The organism is Nonomuraea sp. CA-141351 (assembly GCF_050944675.1).
Classification (GTDB): domain Bacteria; phylum Actinomycetota; class Actinomycetes; order Streptosporangiales; family Streptosporangiaceae; genus Nonomuraea.
In genome coordinates this window covers 5,093,733-5,109,312 of the sequence record NZ_CP191982.1, presented here as the reverse complement: position 1 = coordinate 5,109,312, position 15,580 = coordinate 5,093,733, and the positions used below count along the sequence as shown (strand labels likewise).

General features: G+C 69.0%; 13 protein-coding genes. 6 read left to right on the top strand and 7 right to left on the bottom strand.

Annotated elements, in window-relative coordinates:
• Window positions 1-9: 9 nt before the first annotated feature.
• Window positions 10-801 carry an alpha/beta fold hydrolase gene (locus tag ACQPWU_RS24160; RefSeq protein WP_433443830.1) on the bottom strand — a complete coding sequence of 264 codons (792 nt, stop codon included), beginning with the start codon at window positions 799-801 and terminating at the stop codon, window positions 10-12.
• 86 nt (window positions 802-887) lie between these two features.
• Between ACQPWU_RS24160 and ACQPWU_RS24155 the strand changes: the two genes are divergently transcribed.
• On the top strand, window positions 888-1,310 hold the full coding sequence (locus tag ACQPWU_RS24155; protein WP_433443827.1) for a MarR family winged helix-turn-helix transcriptional regulator: 423 nt from the start codon (window positions 888-890) through the stop codon (window positions 1,308-1,310).
• A gap of 489 nt (window positions 1,311-1,799) precedes the next feature.
• Here ACQPWU_RS24155 and ACQPWU_RS24150 read toward each other — a convergent pair whose 3' ends face one another.
• From ACQPWU_RS24150 to ACQPWU_RS24135, 4 genes are read right to left on the bottom strand one after another with little or no spacing between them, the layout of a single operon-like run.
• On the bottom strand, window positions 1,800-3,065 hold the full coding sequence (locus ACQPWU_RS24150; RefSeq protein WP_433443825.1) for an alpha-L-fucosidase: 1,266 nt from the start codon (window positions 3,063-3,065) through the stop codon (window positions 1,800-1,802).
• Between the two features lie 20 nt (window positions 3,066-3,085).
• The gene (locus tag ACQPWU_RS24145; RefSeq protein ID WP_433443822.1) at window positions 3,086-3,925 is read right to left on the bottom strand and encodes a carbohydrate ABC transporter permease; all 840 of its coding nucleotides are present in this window, start codon (window positions 3,923-3,925) and stop codon (window positions 3,086-3,088) included.
• Window positions 3,918-4,814: a carbohydrate ABC transporter permease gene (locus ACQPWU_RS24140; RefSeq protein ID WP_433443819.1), complete on the bottom strand. Its 897-nt coding sequence runs from the start codon at window positions 4,812-4,814 to the stop codon at window positions 3,918-3,920. Before ACQPWU_RS24140 ends, ACQPWU_RS24145 begins: the two co-directional genes overlap by 8 nt.
• 8 nt (window positions 4,815-4,822) lie before the next feature.
• Window positions 4,823-5,959, bottom strand: a complete 1,137-nt coding sequence (locus tag ACQPWU_RS24135; RefSeq protein ID WP_433443816.1) for an ABC transporter substrate-binding protein — start codon at window positions 5,957-5,959, stop codon at window positions 4,823-4,825.
• Window positions 5,960-6,191: 232 nt separating this feature from the next.
• On the opposite strand from ACQPWU_RS24135, the gene ACQPWU_RS24130 reads away from it, so the two are divergent.
• A complete protein-coding gene (locus ACQPWU_RS24130) occupies window positions 6,192-7,361 on the top strand; it encodes an ROK family protein (RefSeq protein WP_433443814.1) in 1,170 nt (389 codons plus the stop codon).
• Window positions 7,362-7,543: 182 nt separating this feature from the next.
• On the opposite strand, the gene ACQPWU_RS24125 is transcribed toward ACQPWU_RS24130, so the two are convergent.
• Window positions 7,544-7,702: a hypothetical protein gene (locus tag ACQPWU_RS24125; protein ID WP_433443812.1), complete on the bottom strand. Its 159-nt coding sequence runs from the start codon at window positions 7,700-7,702 to the stop codon at window positions 7,544-7,546.
• A gap of 259 nt (window positions 7,703-7,961) precedes the next feature.
• On the opposite strand from ACQPWU_RS24125, the gene ACQPWU_RS24120 reads away from it, so the two are divergent.
• Together ACQPWU_RS24120 and ACQPWU_RS24115 are read left to right on the top strand one after the other, a co-directional pair.
• Complete coding sequence (locus ACQPWU_RS24120) at window positions 7,962-9,002, top strand: LacI family DNA-binding transcriptional regulator (protein WP_433443810.1); 1,041 nt, start codon at window positions 7,962-7,964, stop codon at window positions 9,000-9,002.
• 113 nt (window positions 9,003-9,115) lie between these two features.
• Entirely contained in the window at window positions 9,116-10,303 is a 1,188-nt protein-coding gene (locus tag ACQPWU_RS24115; RefSeq protein ID WP_433443808.1) for a hypothetical protein, read from the top strand.
• A gap of 246 nt (window positions 10,304-10,549) precedes the next feature.
• Here ACQPWU_RS24115 and ACQPWU_RS24110 read toward each other — a convergent pair whose 3' ends face one another.
• Window positions 10,550-11,776, bottom strand: a complete 1,227-nt coding sequence (locus tag ACQPWU_RS24110; protein ID WP_433443806.1) for an endonuclease/exonuclease/phosphatase family protein — start codon at window positions 11,774-11,776, stop codon at window positions 10,550-10,552.
• A 294-nt stretch (window positions 11,777-12,070) separates the two neighbouring features.
• On the opposite strand from ACQPWU_RS24110, the gene ACQPWU_RS24105 reads away from it, so the two are divergent.
• Entirely contained in the window at window positions 12,071-13,837 is a 1,767-nt protein-coding gene (locus ACQPWU_RS24105) for an ABC transporter ATP-binding protein (RefSeq protein WP_433443803.1), read from the top strand.
• Window positions 13,837-15,579: an ABC transporter ATP-binding protein gene (locus ACQPWU_RS24100; RefSeq protein WP_433443801.1), complete on the top strand. Its 1,743-nt coding sequence runs from the start codon at window positions 13,837-13,839 to the stop codon at window positions 15,577-15,579. Before ACQPWU_RS24105 ends, ACQPWU_RS24100 begins: the two co-directional genes overlap by 1 nt.
• The last annotated feature ends 1 nt before the right edge of the window (window position 15,580 follow it).

Sequence of the window (15,580 nt, the reverse complement as noted above, 5' to 3'; positions counted from 1 at the left end):
ATCGCCTGCTTACAGATCTCCGAGGTCGAGCAGCGCGTCGAGCAGTTCCTCGGGTGTCTCGAGTTGGGGCAGGTGGCCGGTACGAGGCAGCAGGGTGAACGTCGCCCCCGGGATCGCGGCGGCGTAGGCCTTGCCGTACTCCGGATCCACGATGCGGTCGCTCTCTCCCCACAGCACCCGGACCGGGAGGTCGAGGCGGCCGAGCCGCTCGGCCAGCGTCGGGTCGGTCATGGCTGGGCCGGTGTAGCCGATCAGCGCAAGGACGTCAGGGCTGGGTCCGGGGTCGGCGGTGCTCGGCGGGGCGGGCAGCCTGGTCGGGTCGTGGAAGGAGTACGTCCGGATCTGGGCGGGCGACATGCCGTTGAGGTCGGTCATCGGGTGGCCGGGGACCTCGATGCCGATCCCGTCGATGATGACGGCGCCGCTGACGCGGGGGCTGTCTTGCAGAGCGATCTCGGCGGCCAGCCAGCCGCCGAAGGAGTTGCCGACGACCGTCACGTCGCTGAGGCCGTATCTCTCCAGCATCGCGACGTAGGCGCGGGCCAGGTCGGTGACGCCGGTCAGCTCGGCGGCCTTGGGGGTGCCGTCGAAGCCGGGGTGGGTGGGCAGCAGCACCCTGCTGCGGGTGCGCTCGGCGAGCAGGTCGGCGAAGACGGTCATGGTCGCCAGGCCGGCCCCACCGTGCAGCAACAGGTACGGCCGGGTGCGGTCACGGTCTTGGACGGTGATCTCAATCGTGCCGAGCTCGTGGGTGTCGGTGCGGGTGGGCCGGAGGACGCCGGCCGGAGTGGAGGTGCTCATCGGTCCGTCCTTTCAGAGGTATATAAGGAACCTTATATCAGGCTCCTTATATAAGGAAGCTGGATTGGTCCGCTAGAATCGTCGGCATGAAGTACCGCCCGGCGGACGTCGCCCTGGCCGTCAAAAGGCTCCAGCACCGCCACCACCGCGCGCTGAGCCGGGCCCTCGCACCGCTCGGGCTCTCACTCGTGCAGTGGGACACCCTGCGCCACCTGCACCGCAAGCCCGATGCTTCACTCCATGACCTCGCAGTGCTGACCTTCCAGACCGACCAGTCCTTCGGCTCGCTCGCCGTACGGATGGCCGATCGCGGCCTGATCGAGCGCGTGCCCGGCCCGGGTCGCGCGGTGCGGCACCGGCTCACCGAGGAGGGAGAACGACTGCGGATGGCGGGCCAGGAGGCCGCGGACACCGTCATCGCGACCTCGTTCCAGAGCCTCACGGCCGGACAGCTCGACCAGCTGGGCGGTCTGCTCGACACCGTCCTGGGTCCCGACCCGACGGTTTAGGGCGACAGCACCGCGTGGGACATCCGGCCAGGCCATTGGCGATCTTGGCGTACTCGCACGAGCACCGGCCACTGCCCGAGCGGTACGGCTTCGACGTGACCCAGAGAACGGCTTTTCCGTCCTGTGCAGGCTTCGCGAGCTAAAGCTGGTCACCAGTGTGCTCGCGCACCTGGTCACTGCTCGTCCTCGGGGCTCCATTTCGGGTCCAGGGGCGTCGAACCCCCGCTCATTGGAGTTTCACCGGCCCTTCGCTGGTCCGGCTGATCCGACCGACGAGCATCGGGGCGATTGCCCGACCAGGCCTGCGTGACGAGCCACCAGTTCGCTTGACCACCCCAGATGACATCGGCACAGCCCGCCGTTGGAGGGCTGTGCCGATGCGCGAAGGAGGTGAATACCCTCGCGAAGTCCTCAAGACGGCCTCGAACATCAGCCAGGTCCGCCGGAGCCACGCGAAGACCGTCTCATCCCGGACCCAACGAAGTACTACTAGTCGGTGAGGAAGAGTTCGATGACCGGTACGGCGACGTCGGGGCGTTGAACCGGCAGGTCGAGGGTCAGGGTGTCCGCGGCCAGGGCGCCCATGGTCGTGTTCCCGGCCTTCTGGGTGGGGTCGATGACGCGCGTACGGATCTCCGACGCGTCGTGCAGGAACTGGGCGTACTTCACGCGCCCCGCCAGCCCCGGCAGGTGCAGGTGGCGGAACGGCCAGCTGAACACGTGCAGATAGAGCCGATCACCGCGCTGGGTGTAGCGGCAGTCGGGAGGCGCGGTGAAACCGCTGGGGCCGCAGCCGTAGATGGAGCGGGAGTTCAGCCCCATCCAGGCGCCGATGTCAGCGAGGCTCTGGCGGGCGCGCGGGTCGATCTGGCCGCGTCCGTCCGGGCCCACGTTGAGCAGCAGGTTGCCGCCCTTGGCGACGCTGTCGATCAGCATGCGTACGAGCAGGTCAGGGGACTTGTAGTCGAGGTTGTCCCGGTCGTATCCCCAGCTGCCGTTGAGGGTCTGGCAGGCCTCCCACGGCACCTCGCGGCCGTCGACGGTCATCGGGCCGGCGGGCTGGTACTGCTCGGGGGTGACGAAGTCGCCGGGGATGTCGAGCCGGTCGTTGACGATGATCCCTGGCTGGAGCTCACGCACCATCTCCAGCAACTCGGGTGAGCGCCAGTCGTCGGCGCCCTTGCCGCCCCACTCGCCCGGCCTGTTCTTGTAGGAGAAGTCGAAGAACAGGTAGTCGATCCGGCCGTACTCGGTGAGCAGTTCGCGTACCTGGGCGTGCAGGTAGTCGGCGTACTTGGAGACGTCGCGGCCCGCGGTGGCGGCCTTGAACGCCTCGTCCTCGCGCTGCGGATGGCGGGAGTCGACGGGGAACTCGGGGTGGTGCCAGTCGATCAGCGAGTGGTAGAAGCCGACCTTCAGCCCTTCCGCGCGTACGGCCTCCACGAACGGCGCGATCAGGTCCCTGCCCCAGGGGGTGCGGGTCGCCTTGTAGTCGGTGTGCGCCGAGTCCCACAGGCAGAAGCCTTCGTGGTGCTTGGTGGTGAGGACGATGTAGCGCATGCCGGCGTCCTTGGCCAGCCGCGCCCACTGCGCCGGGTCGTACAGGTCGGGGTCGAAGTGGTCGAAGTAGCGCTGGTAGTCCTCATCGGTCAGCTGCTCGCGGTTCTTCACCCACTCGTGGCGGGCGGCCAGAGCGTACAGGCCCCAGTGCACGAACATGCCGAACCGGGACTCGGAGAACCAGGCGTGGTCCACAATATTCCTTTCATGAGATTTCATCGGCCGCCGAAACCGCTGGTCGCGATCCCGCGTACGAGATGTTTCTGCAGAATGATGAGCAGCGCCGCGGTGGGCGCCATGGAGATCACAGAGGCGGCCATGACGAGGTTCCACTGGGTGCCCTGCTGGCCGAAGAAGAGCTGCAGGCCCAGGGGGACGGTGGCCTTCTCGTCCACCGAGTTGATGATGATCAGCGGCCACATGAAGCTGTTCCAGAAGTTGATGAACGTGAAGACCGCCAGCACCGCGAGCGCGGGCCTGATCAGCGGCAGCATGATGCTGGTGAAGACCCGCACCGCTCCCGCGCCGTCGATGCGCGCGCTCTCGGACATCTCTTCGGGGATGGTCAGGAAGAACTGCCGCAGCATGAACGTCCCGAAGGCGGTGAACGCCCAAGGGAAGATCAGCGCCTGGAAGGAGTCCACCCAGCCGAACCAGCGCATCAGCATGAACATCGGCACGACCAGCACTTCCTGGGGGATCATCAGCGTGGCCAGGAAGACCAGGAAGACGCCGTCGCGACCGCGCCAGCGCAGCCGCGAGAAGGCGTACGCCGACATGCTCGATGCCACCAGCACCACGAGGGTGCCGCAGATGGCGACGGCGAGCCCGTTGAGGACGAACCGCCCGAACGGGAGGTACTCGAACGCCTCGCTGTAGTTCTGCCACCGGAACAGCGAGCCGAGCAGGCTCGGCGGTGACCCGAACACCTCGTCGGCGGGCTTGAGCGACGTGGCCAGCATGTACACCAGCGGCGACACGAACGCGGCGGCCACCAGGTAGAGCGCGACGTGCGAGACGACCAGCCTGAGGCGGCGGACAGCGTGATCAGACATCGTAGTTCACCCATCTGCGCTGGCCGGCGAACTGCACCGCGGTCACGCCCAGGACCAGCACGAACAGGATCCAGGCCCCGGCGGACGCGAGTCCGTACTGGTAGATCGAGAACCCCTTGTCGAAGACGAACATCATGAGGGTCTGGGTGTCGATGCCGGGCCCGCCGCCGGTCATCAGGAACGGCTGGGTGAAGACCTGGAACGACGTGATGAGCGTCATGGTCGTGGCGAAGAACAACGCCGGGGAGATCATCGGTAGCATGACGCGGAAGAACTGCCGCCACGGTCCCGCCCCGTCGATCTGCGCCGCCTCCAGGAGGTTGCGCGGGATGGCGTCCAGCGCGGCCGAGAAGACCAGCATGTTGTACCCGAACCCCTGCCACACGCTCATCGCGACGACGGCGAACATGGCCCAGCCCTGCTCGCCGAGGAAGTTCGGCGCGTGCACGCCGGTGGCGGCGTACAGCGAGCCGTCGATGAGCCCGTTCGGCTGGTAGATCATCCGCCAGACGATCGCGTTGGCCACCATCGGCGTGACCACGGGCAGGAAGAACACCACCCGCAGCGCCTTGCGGCCCTTGATGCGCGGTGAGATCCACACCGCCAGCCCCACCGACACGATGAGGTTGAGCGGCAGGTAGAGCACCACGAACAGCAGTGTGTTGAACAGCGCCCGCAGGAACACGGGATCGGTGAACAGCGTCGCGAAGTTCTCCAGCCCGTTGAAGGTCCGCTCGCCCACCGCGGGCCACTGGAAGAACGCCATCACCAGCGACAACACGATCGGGAAGAGGGTGAACAGCGTCAACCCGAACAGGCTGGGCGCGGCGAACAGGGCCGCGGCCCGCCCATCACGGCGCAGGCGCGGGGGTTTGGCATCGTCGTGCACGTCGCTCCCTATGCTGGTGCCTGCTGCTGCACCTGGCTGAGTACGTCCGCCGCCGTGGCCTGCCCGTTGAAGGCCTGGATGCCGTACTGGGCCAGCAGCTTTTCCACCGGGTCCCAGTTGCTGGTCGCCCGGAACGGCTTCGCGGAGGCGTTGGCGGCGTCGATGACGGGCTTGGCGCCCTCGAAGGCGTTCTCGTACCACTTGTTCTGGACGGACTTGCGCGCCGGATAGGCGCGCCCGACCGAGCCGAGCTGCCCGAGCATGTCAGCGCTGGTCATCGTGCTGATCGCCTTGAACGCCTCGTCGGGGTACGGGCAGGACTGGGAGATGCCGAAGCCGGACCCGGCCGAGTAGCTCTTGGTCCCGTTCGGACCGGCGGGGATGGTGGCCAGGCCCACATCGAACTTGGCCTGCGACTTGAGCTCCAGAACGGACCAGGGGCCGTTCACCGACATCGCCACGCTGCCGCTGAGGAACTGGGTCTCGGCCCAGTTGTTGTTCACGCCGGGCACCTTGGGTGCGACCCCCTGCTTGGCGGCCAGGTCCGCGTACCACTGGAAGCCGCTCGTCATCGGCTCGGTGGTGAGGGTGAGCTTGCCGGACGCGTCCATCGGCTCCGCGCCCGTCTTGGACATGATCATCGAGAACATTCCCAGCGCCGAGGGGTAGGCCACGAAGCCGTACTTGCCGCCGGTGGTCAGCTTCTTGGCCGCCGATTCGAAGTCCGCCACGCTCCAGCCGACCTTCGGCGCGGGCACGCCGGCCGCTTTGAACATGTCCTTGTTGTAGGTGATGATCAGCGACCCGAGATCGTACGGCAGCGCGTACTGTTTGCCGCCCGAGGCCAGCCCGGCCATGATCGAGGGGTCGAAGTCGGCGGTGTCGAGGTTGTTCTTCTTGATCAGGTCGTCCAGGGGACGCATGCCGCTGACGTAGCCGCCCGTGCGCAGGCTCTGCATGGAGACGATGCACGCCGCGCTGCCGCCGGCCAGGCGGGTGCCGAGTTTGGTGAAGTAGTCGTTGAACGGCGAGGTCTCGAGTGTGATCTTGATGTTCGGGTACTTCTGGGTGACCTGGTCGGCCACTTTCTGCCAAGCATTTCGGTCCTCCGTTCCGGACGCCCACATCGACCAGGTGAGCGTCACCGCGCCATTGCTTGCCTTGTTGCCTCCTGATGATTCCTGGCCGTCGCCCCCGCAACCGGCCGTCAGTCCCCCCGCGATGACCACTGCTGTCGCGACCGCCAATGATCGCCGACCGCCATGCATCTGCCTGCCCATCGCAGCTCCACTCAATAAGCTCGGGGCCGAGTTAATTCTTTTGAAACTAGGCCGTCGCAATCCGTAATGTCAATGAGATCGTGATGGGAAATATCCGATGACTGCTCGCCGAACAGCCGGCCGTGGCGATCTGACTTGCGTCGAGATCCTGGCGCTTCTCGGCACTGTGGGCGCCCTGGACCGGCGTCAGATCGCGGCCCGGCTCAAGCTCGGCGACGCGACCGTACACGAACACACGCGACGCCTATTGACCTGCGGATATCTACGGACCCTCGCCCCGCAGGCGGGGGCGGTCGGCCGGCCGCGCATCCCGCTGCAGGTCGTGCCGGAGGCCGCCGCGACCATCGGTGTACGGGTGGCGACCGACCACCTCGTCACCGTCGTCGCAGGGCTGGATGGCCGGATGATTACATCCGATGTATCGCCCTTCGACTGTAACGCAGACCCGCTTCCGCAGCTACTCAGGGTCATCAGCCGGCGGCTGGCCGACCCCGCCGTGGGCCCTAGGCTCAAGGCGGTGGGCGTGGCCGTGCCGGCTTCCGTCGATGCGGGCTATATCCGGTTCTGTCCCCGTTTTGGGTGGAGCAACCTTCCCCTCGGTGAACGGCTGGGTGCCGAGTTCCCGATCCCGGTGCTCGTCGACAACGACCTCACGGCCAGTACCACCGCCGAACTCCTGTACCGGACGGGACGTGAGCACGACGACTTCCTGGTGCTCGGCATCGGCGACGGAGTGGGGGTCGGGGCGGTTCTGCGGCGGCGGGTGCACCGCGGCCCGAGTGGGCTGTCCGGCGAGTTCGGCCACACGCCGGTCGCCGCCACCGGCCCGCGCTGCGCCTGTGGCGCCCGGGGCTGTCTGGAGACGTTCACCAGCGACGACGGGATCCTGCGCGCCGCCCGTCGCGAGGGCCTCGCCGAGGCGTCCACCACCATCGAGGAGCTCCGCTCACGGTGGGTCTCCGGCGAGCGGTCGCTGGCCCGGGTACTCGCCGGGGTCGGCGCCATACTCGGGCGGGCCGTCGCCGGCGTCGTCAACCTGCTCGGCACGCCCACCATCGCGGTCATCGGCGAGAACCACGTTCTCTGGCCGGGTCTGGAGCCCGGGTTCTCCGTCGTGATGCGGGCCAGCCAGGTCACCGCTGCCTACCACGTCCAAGTGATCGTCCGTCCTTGGAGCGACGCCCAGCATGCGCTCGGCGCCGCCGGTCTGGCGCTCGCCGCTCCGGAAACGCTCTTTGCCGGACCACCCGGTACGTCAGGTGGCTGACCAGGCCGGCGCCGACGGGGCCGTCGTGCGTGCCCACCTCCACGACCCGCCTCTCGCCGAGAACGACGACCAGGTCAGCCATCCAGACGGCGGAGTCACCGTGCTCGTCTCCCGCCGGCGTTGCGCCGGCCCGTCTTCCGTGGCGGCCTTGCCCGCCACTGGGCGCAGTGCGGCGGTGACCCTTACGGCCGGGGCACGAATCCGCTGCTGAGGGCGTCGAACAGGCGCTCCAGGCGGGCGCGGTGGTCGTCGCCGCGGCGATGACCAACCCCGGGATCGATGGCGCCGGCGTTCCGGCTGTTCGACGAGGACGGCCTGCGCCTGCGCGCGCTGACCCTCATTTCGACCATCGGCCTTGGGCAGCCGGCCCTTTTCGTCTCATGCACTGGCGGCACGCGCGGATATTGTCGCCGGCACTCGCTGAGTGCCACCCCTTCCCCAGTCGCGAACCTGGTGCCGGTCGACGCACGCCATGTTTGCGCAAACAACAAGACAGATGCCGTACGCCCTCCCCACCAGGGGTTTCGGGACCAGGGAGACGGGTTCCACCCTCCGACGATCCCGATGTACCCTGTCGGCGATGAAGGGAGGACACCCCAGGTGGCCCGACTACCGGGAACGAGCGCGTCCGGCGGCCCGTCCATGGCCGACGTCGCCAAGCTCGCGGGTGTCTCCGGCCAGACCGTGTCGCGGGTGGTCAACGGCAACGACCGGGTCACCGCCGCCACCCGGCTCAAGGTCGAGACGGCCATGCGGCAGCTCGGTTACCGCGCCAACATCGCGGCCCGGGCGCTGGCCACCGGCCGGTTCGGCACGATCGGCGTGGTCATGTTCAACCTCAGCACGATCGGCAACGTCCGCATCCTCGAGGCCGTGACGGCGGGCGCGCAGGCCAGGGGCTACTCGGTGAGCGTGGCGATGGTGGACGCCCCCACCGAGAAGAACGTGCAGGCGGCCGTACGCGGGCTCACCGACCGGGCGGTGGACGGGGTGATCGTGATCGAGGCGCGCGTGCTCGACACCCCCCACCTGCGGCTGCCCGAGGAGGCGCCGCTCGTGGTGGCCGACAGCAGGGCCGCGCACCGGCACCCGACGTTCGGCATGGACGAGGCGGCCGGCGCCCGCGCCGCCGTCGAGCATCTCCTGCGCCTCGGGCACGCCACGGTCCATCACGTCGCGGGGCCCGCCGGCTCCAACGCCGCCCAGCGGCGGCGGGCCGCCTGGCAGCGGCTGCTCAAGCGGGAGGGCCGGCCCGTCCCGCCGGCCGAGGCCGGCGACTGGTCGCCCCAGTCCGGCTACGACGCCGCGCACCGGCTGCTGGCCCGCGACTCGGGCTCCGTGACCGCGGTCTTCGCCGCCAACGACCAGATGGCGGCGGGCGTCCTGCGCGCCGCTGCCGAGCTGGGCCTACAGGTGCCGGAGGAGCTGAGCGTGGTCGGATTCGACGACCTGGACCTGGCACCGTTCCTCACCCCGCCGCTGACCACGGTCCGGCAGGACCTCGCCGCGGTGGGCCGCCACTGTCTCAACCACCTGATCGCGCAGATCGAGGCTCGGGGGGCCGAGGTGACTCGGCCCGCGGTCCGGTTCGTCCGTCCCGAACTGGTGGTGCGGTCCTCCACCGCCTCCCCGCGCCGCTGACCTCACAGCCAATGATCGGTCATTGACAGCTCACTCAAGTTAGCGCAAACATGAGTGGTGCCTGACCGGCCGCACTTCGACACACCGTCCCCCACCTTGAGGGAGCAGGCTTCATGCTGCGCAGACTGCCGACTCTCGCCTTCGCCGCGATGGTCGCCATCTCCGCCGTCACCTCCCCCGCCACCGCCTCCGCCCCCGTCGGCCGAGCGGCGACAATCGCTGCCGACGACGACGCGTACGGCGCGCTGGGAGCCAACTTCAACCAGAATCTCGACGCCCTGGACTACCGGGAGCTGCGCGAGGCCCGCACCCGATGGGTCCGCGGCTTCTTCCCCATGCCCGCCACCGACCAGGGCGACCCCGCCAAGCACCTGGCCATCCGCACCATCAACGAGGCGGCCGGGCGCGGCTACCACACCGTCCTGAGCCTGAAGTTCCCCTACAACGAGGCGTCCTTCCCCTCCCCCGGCAGCGCGAAGATGGCCGCTGAGCTGGCCCGCCTGGACAAGGTGCTGCCCACAGTGATGGGCAAGGTGGACATCCTCACGATCGGCAACGAGCCCTTCATCGAGAGCCTGCCCGCCGAACGCGACCAGCAGCTCAACACGTTCTACGAGACAGTCGCCCGGCACGTGATCGACTACCGGCGCGAACGGTGCGGCGCCGGCTGCCGCACCGCTCTCTACATGGGCGCGCTGAACAGACTCGACCTGCCCGACCGCCACACGCCCGCCGCCGAGCGCTGGATGACCTTCGTGCGCGACACGCCGGAGATCGAGGGCGTCGACATCCACCCCCACGTCCCCGCGCCGGAGAGCGCCAAGCTCTTCCTGGACTACATCCTGCCGCGGCTGCGGGCCGACCAGACGTTCCTGGTCACCGAGTTCTCCCTCGTCCATTACTGGAAGAAGCACCTGGAGGACCCGGTCTCGGCCACGTACGCCGAGAAGTACGGCTTCGCCTCCGGCACCCTGGTGTGGCAGGTCATCAAGGCCGCCATCGACGAGCCGTTCAGCGAGCGTCAATGGAACGACTTCCTGAGCAGCAGCCCGTGGTTCACCAGCCAGTCCGGGTTCCTGCGGGACCAGATGCGGCTGTACCGGGGCACGGGACGGCTGGCGGTGGCGACGTACGGGTTCAAGCAGGACGACGCGATGGTCAGCAACTTCGGGCCCGCGAAGGATCCGTGGCTGCTCAACAGTGTGTACGCCCCGTACACGATCAAGCAGCGCCCGTCCGGGTTGTCGGCGCCGTCGTACTGGCTGAAGGAGTTCCGCGCACTGCAGATCCCCACTCGCTGAGGACCCGGTCGCGGGCGGAGACCGCGCCGGCCAGGAACGCGGCCCGGCCGGCGCGTCGCGCTTCCTCGGCCTCTCCGCGCCCGCCGGAGCCGGTCGGCGCGAACGTCGCCTCGGCCGGCTCGAACAGCCCAGCAGGTCTCCGGGCGGCCGTCGCCGCGCACTGACTTTGTGGCGCGGTTTCGGCCGCCGACGCCGCGGACCGTGAGGGAGCCAGGGCTCGGGTGGCGGAGTGTGCCGCGGCCCTTTCTACGACTTGACGTCCAGCCAGACGAGGCGGTGGTCGGAGCTGGGGAAGGGAAAGACACCGGTGAGACGCGACACCGGGTCGCTGGACACCGGCCAGAAGACACCGCCGCCCGCCGGCCTCAGCCGCTTGGACGGGAGCACGTAGTCGGCGCGGAGGTTGCCGGGCGCGGTGTCCGCGAAGTCGGCCGTGTCGTACTTCGGGTCGCCTGTGTGGGTGGCGTTCACGCCGCCCTGCAGCGCGGAGGCCTCCGCCGCGCCCGCGCTCGACGGCGCGAAGCCGCTGTCGATCTTCGGGTGGTCGAGGAGCTGGTGGATGGCGCCCTGGTAGCTGTCGCCGTCGTTGGGGTCGGCGTTCTGGTCGCCGGCGATGACGAACGGCTCACCCTGTGGGAGGCCGCCGCGGCGGCCGCGGTCGTCGTAGATGTAGCCGCCGCGCCCCGGGTGCGTGTAGTCGGCCCAGAGCCGGATCTCGTCGTGGTTGCGGCGGCCGTTGCGGTCCTCCGCGCCGTCGAACGTGGGCGGCGTGGGGTGGCTGACCAGGAAGTGCACCGTACGGTGCCCGATGCGCACGGGCAGGTCCCAGTGGCTCTTGGAGGAGAGGCGGAACACCTGGAGCTCCTCCGGCGAGTACCAGTCGGCGGGCGTCGGCGTGGCCGGGTCGTCGGGCAGGGCCGCGTCGGGCATGTCTTTCCACAGGAATTTCTGGAAGGTGCGGACGCCGCGCATGTCGATCGGGTACTTCGAGTAGACCACCATGCCGTACTGGCCGGGGAAGGCGCCGAAGCCGTACGCGTCGTCGCCGTAACCGGGCGCGCCCGGCGTCGTCACGACGGCACCGTTGTTGTTCAGGTCGAACCCGGAGGCGATGCCGGTGTTGCTGGGGGCGGTGAACCGATACTTGTACGTGATCGGTTGCGCCCCACCCTGTGCCACCGACAGGTAGTTGTCCTGGAAGAGGCGGGCTGCGGTGCCGTTCGCGTCGTAGTCGAACTCGTTGATGAGCAGCACGTCGGGGCGTGCCCGCTGGATGATCTCGGCGATGACCTTCGCTTGCGCGTTGTCCGGCGTGGACAGTTCGGCGACGAGCTGGCCTTCTGCGTTGCGGTTGAGTGAGGCATTGAAGGTGGCGAACCGGGTGGTTCGGCTCGCGGCCTCGGCCGTGCCCGACCCCAAGGGCAGAAGTGCCGCCGCGGCGGCGACGGCCAGGATTCGACGGAAGATCGTCATGTTTCACCTCGCTTTGGCCCGGATCATGGCATCTCCCGTGATTGCGCGCCAGAGACGCGAGGACCCCGACGGCGATGGCCGCCCAGTGTTCCCTGAGCGGCCACCGTCCGGTCATTCGCAGCTGGGCGGCCTTCAGGAGTACGGCCAGGTGAATGACCCCGCCAGGAAGCATTGAGCTGCGAGCCGGCTGCGGCGAATGATCCGCCGCTCTGGTCAGGTATGTAGCCAACGACAATGATTATCATTACTATGCCTTTGTTTAGCTAGCCATGACCCATCTCGGAAGGGTGGCGTATGTCCACTTCCACGGTTCCATCGGCGCAGGAGCCGCCTTCGGTGCTGGCTGCGGCCCGAGCTACCCTGATCGGCTGCGCCGTCCTGACCGGTGTCAGCGCGCTTGCCGGGATGGCGCCGCTGGTCGCCGTGGTGGAGATCGCCCGCCGGCTGCTGCGTGGGGACACGGATGTGTGGCCGGTCATCGTCGTGGCGCTCGTGGCGCTGGTCGTGAAGCAGTTCGGCACCTTCGGCGCGGGGTTGTTGACGCATCTGGCCGATATCCGGGTGTCGTTCGGCATCCGCCGGGAGCTCCTCGGCAAGCTGCGCAGGCTCCCGCTCGGCTGGTTCACGGACCGCAATTCCGGCACCGTGAAGAAGATCGTCGAGGACGACGTGGCAGCGCTCCATCAACTCATCGCCCACTCCGTGGTGGAGGTCACGGCGGCCGCGGTCCCGCCGGTGGCGGCGGTCGTGTACCTCTTCGCCGTCGACTGGCGGATGGCGTTGATCAGCCTGCTGCCGCTGGTCGTCGGTCTGATCGTGTACCAGCGTGCGATGGCCGGTTCAGGCACGAAGTATCCGGTGTTCATGGAGTGGCTGACCCGGTTGAGCGGTGCCGCGGTCGAGTTCGTCAACGGCATCGGGGTCGTCAAGGCGTTCGGGACGCCAGGAGTTGCCAGCCGCCGTTTCCAGGAGGTGTCGCGCAGCTTCGCCCGCTTCTTCCTGGATTGGGCCAGGTCGACGAGCGTCGCCGGCGTCATCGCGGAGATCCTCGTATCGCCGCCGAGCGTGCTCGTCATCCTGGCGAGCGCAGGCGGCGTCCTCACCGCCGCGGGCCAGTTGCCGCTGGCGAGTTTCATCGCGTTTCTGGTGTTCGGGACCGTCACCACCACGGGTCTCATGACGCTCATGATGTCGGTGCATCCGCTGGTCACGTCGCTGAGCGTGGCTCGCGGCATCCGCGCGCTGCTCTCCACTGCGGAGCTGCCTGTTCCGGCGCACCCGGTCGTGCCCGACGCGGACGCGGCCGGCCCGGTGGTCCGGATGCGCGGAGTGCGGTTCGCTTACGGCGACACGGTCGCGCTGGACGGAGTCGATCTCGAACTCGAGCGCGGCACGATCACCGCGCTGGTCGGCCCGTCCGGGTCCGGCAAGTCCACCCTGGCCAAGCTGCTGCCCCGCTTCGACGACCCGCAGCAGGGCTCGGTGGAGCTGTACGGCGTCGATCTGCGGACCATCGACCCTGCCGAGCTGTACCGGCATGTGGCCTTCGTCTTCCAGGACTCCGCGCTGCTGCGCATGAGCATCCGGGACAACATCCGCCTCGCGCGCCCGGATGCCGACGACGCGGACGTGCGCGCGGCGGCCGCCAAGGCGCAGATCCTGGACCGGCTCGAGGAGCTACCCCGCGGTCTGGATTCCGTGGCCGGCGAGGACGCGGAGTTGTCCGGAGGCGAGCGGCAGCGCGTGTGCATCGCCCGGGCGATCCTCGCCGACCGGCCCGTGCTCGTGCTCGACGAGGCCACGGCGAGCGCCGACCCGGAGAACGAGGCGCGCATCCAGGACGCGCTCAGCGAGGTTGCGCGCGATCGCACCGTGCTGGTCATCGCACACCGGTTGAGCACCATCCGCAACGCGGACCGGATCGTCGTGCTCGACGCGGGACGCGTGGTCGAACAGGGACGGCATGAGGAACTGCTGGCCCGCCAGGGGCTGTACGCGCGGTTGTGGGAGCACGATCAGCACGCGCGCACCGACGCCGTGAACAGGGTGGAGGCCCGCTGATGATCGCCATGATCCGATACCTCTTCGAGGCGCTCGACGAGCGCGGCCGCCGGCATCTGCGCACCATGCTCGCCGCCCAGACCGGGCAGGGCGTGCTGCAGGGACTGGGGTTCCTGTTCGTGGCCCCGCTCGTCGCGACCCTCACCAGCCCGCCGGTCGGCTGGGGCCGTCTGTGGCTCTGGCTGGGGGCGATCGTCGCCGTGGTCGCCGCCCATCACGTGCTGCTGGCCTGGAGCACGTCGCTGGGCTACCTCGTCGGGACGGACGTGCTGACAAGCTTTCACGAGCGGATCGGCAACCACCTCGCGACGCTGCCGATCGGCTGGTTCCGCGGTGACCGGACCGGGCCGATCGGGCGGATGCTCGGCAAGGGCACGATGGACGTCGCCAACATCCCCGCGCACCTGCTGCGCCACGTTGTCGTCGGGCTGACCGCTCCGGCCACCATGATCGTCGGCAGCTTCGTGCTCGACTGGCGGATCGGCCTCGCTTTCGCGGCCGGAGCGGCGCTGTGCGCGCTGGCTCTGCGGCTGCTCATGGCGATCGTGCGCCGCAACGACGACGACTACGAGCACGACATCGGGGCCACCGCGTCCCGCATCGTCGAGTACGCCCGCCAGCAGCCGACACTGCGTGCCTACGGCGTGCTCGACCGGCCGGAGCTCGGCACCCTCGAAGAGTCCCTGGTCCGCCAGCAAGGATCCCAGTCGCGGCTCACTATCCGCGGCGCATGGGGGCTCATCGCATTCTTCGGCACCCTGCAGCTGGTCGTCACCGCCGTCATCGCGCTCACCGTCGCCCTCACCCTGGATGGCACCGTCGCACTCGCGGTCATGATCGGCGTGCTGATCGTCACCCTGCGCATGCTCGAGCCGATCTCGCAGCTCGGCGAGCTCGCCGGCCACGTGCAGATCAACGCCGATGCCATCGGCCGGGTACGCGAGCTGCTCGCGGTGCCGCCACTGCCCGAACCGGCCCAGCCCGCCGAACCGGCAGGCGCCGACATCGAGCTGGCCGGGGTCCGCTTCGGCTACGACGAAGGCACCACCGTCATCGACGGCATCGACGCGAAGATCCCCTCCGGCAGCTTCACCGCCGTCGTGGGCCCGTCCGGCTCGGGCAAGAGCACCCTGCTCAAGCTCATCGGCCGCTTCTTCGACGTCGACGACGGCTCGGTCCGCATCGGCGACCGGGACGTGCGCGAGCTCGGCAGCGCAGGCGTCTCACGGCTCACGGCCCAGGTGTTCCAGGACGTCTACCTGTTCGAGGGCACGATCGCCGACAACCTGCGCATGGCCGCCCCGGAGGCGAGCGACGCCGACCTCGACCGGGTGGCCCGCATCGCCCGGCTCGACGAGGTCGTCGAACGCCTCCCGCACGGCTGGGACACGCGCGTCGGCGAGGCCGGCTCCACCGTGTCCGGCGGGGAGAAGCAGCGGGTCTCGATCGCCCGCGCCCTGCTCAAGGACGCCCCCGTCGTCCTGCTCGACGAGGCCACCGCCGCCCTCGACCCGGCCAACGAGGCCGCCGTCGCCGACGCCATCAGGGAGCTCGCCCGCGACCGCACCGTCATCGTCGTCGCCCATCGCCTGTCCACCGTCGTCGCCGCCGACCGCATCCTCGTCCTCGAACGCGGACGGATCACCGAGCACGGCGACCACGACACCCTGCTCGCCGCCGGCGGCACCTACGCGGGCTTCTGGAACGAGCGCGTCCGCGCCCGCGGCTGGCAACTCCGCTGAA

What these genes read in the sequence shown, in the direction of transcription:
- ACQPWU_RS24125 (WP_433443812.1), bottom strand. Translation starts at nt 7,702, where the DNA reads ATGAGGGTCAGCGCGCGCAGGCGCAGGCCGTCCTCGTCGAACAGCCGG.
- ACQPWU_RS24145 (WP_433443822.1), bottom strand. Translation starts at nt 3,925, where the DNA reads ATGTCTGATCACGCTGTCCGCCGCCTCAGGCTGGTCGTCTCGCACGTC.
- ACQPWU_RS24110 (WP_433443806.1), bottom strand. Translation starts at nt 11,776, where the DNA reads ATGACGATCTTCCGTCGAATCCTGGCCGTCGCCGCCGCGGCGGCACTT.
- ACQPWU_RS24105 (WP_433443803.1), top strand. Translation starts at nt 12,071, where the DNA reads ATGTCCACTTCCACGGTTCCATCGGCGCAGGAGCCGCCTTCGGTGCTG.
- ACQPWU_RS24155 (WP_433443827.1), top strand. Translation starts at nt 888, where the DNA reads ATGAAGTACCGCCCGGCGGACGTCGCCCTGGCCGTCAAAAGGCTCCAG.
- ACQPWU_RS24115 (WP_433443808.1), top strand. Translation starts at nt 9,116, where the DNA reads ATGCTGCGCAGACTGCCGACTCTCGCCTTCGCCGCGATGGTCGCCATC.
- ACQPWU_RS24100 (WP_433443801.1), top strand. Translation starts at nt 13,837, where the DNA reads ATGATCGCCATGATCCGATACCTCTTCGAGGCGCTCGACGAGCGCGGC.
- ACQPWU_RS24160 (WP_433443830.1), bottom strand. Translation starts at nt 801, where the DNA reads ATGAGCACCTCCACTCCGGCCGGCGTCCTCCGGCCCACCCGCACCGAC.
- ACQPWU_RS24130 (WP_433443814.1), top strand. Translation starts at nt 6,192, where the DNA reads ATGACTGCTCGCCGAACAGCCGGCCGTGGCGATCTGACTTGCGTCGAG.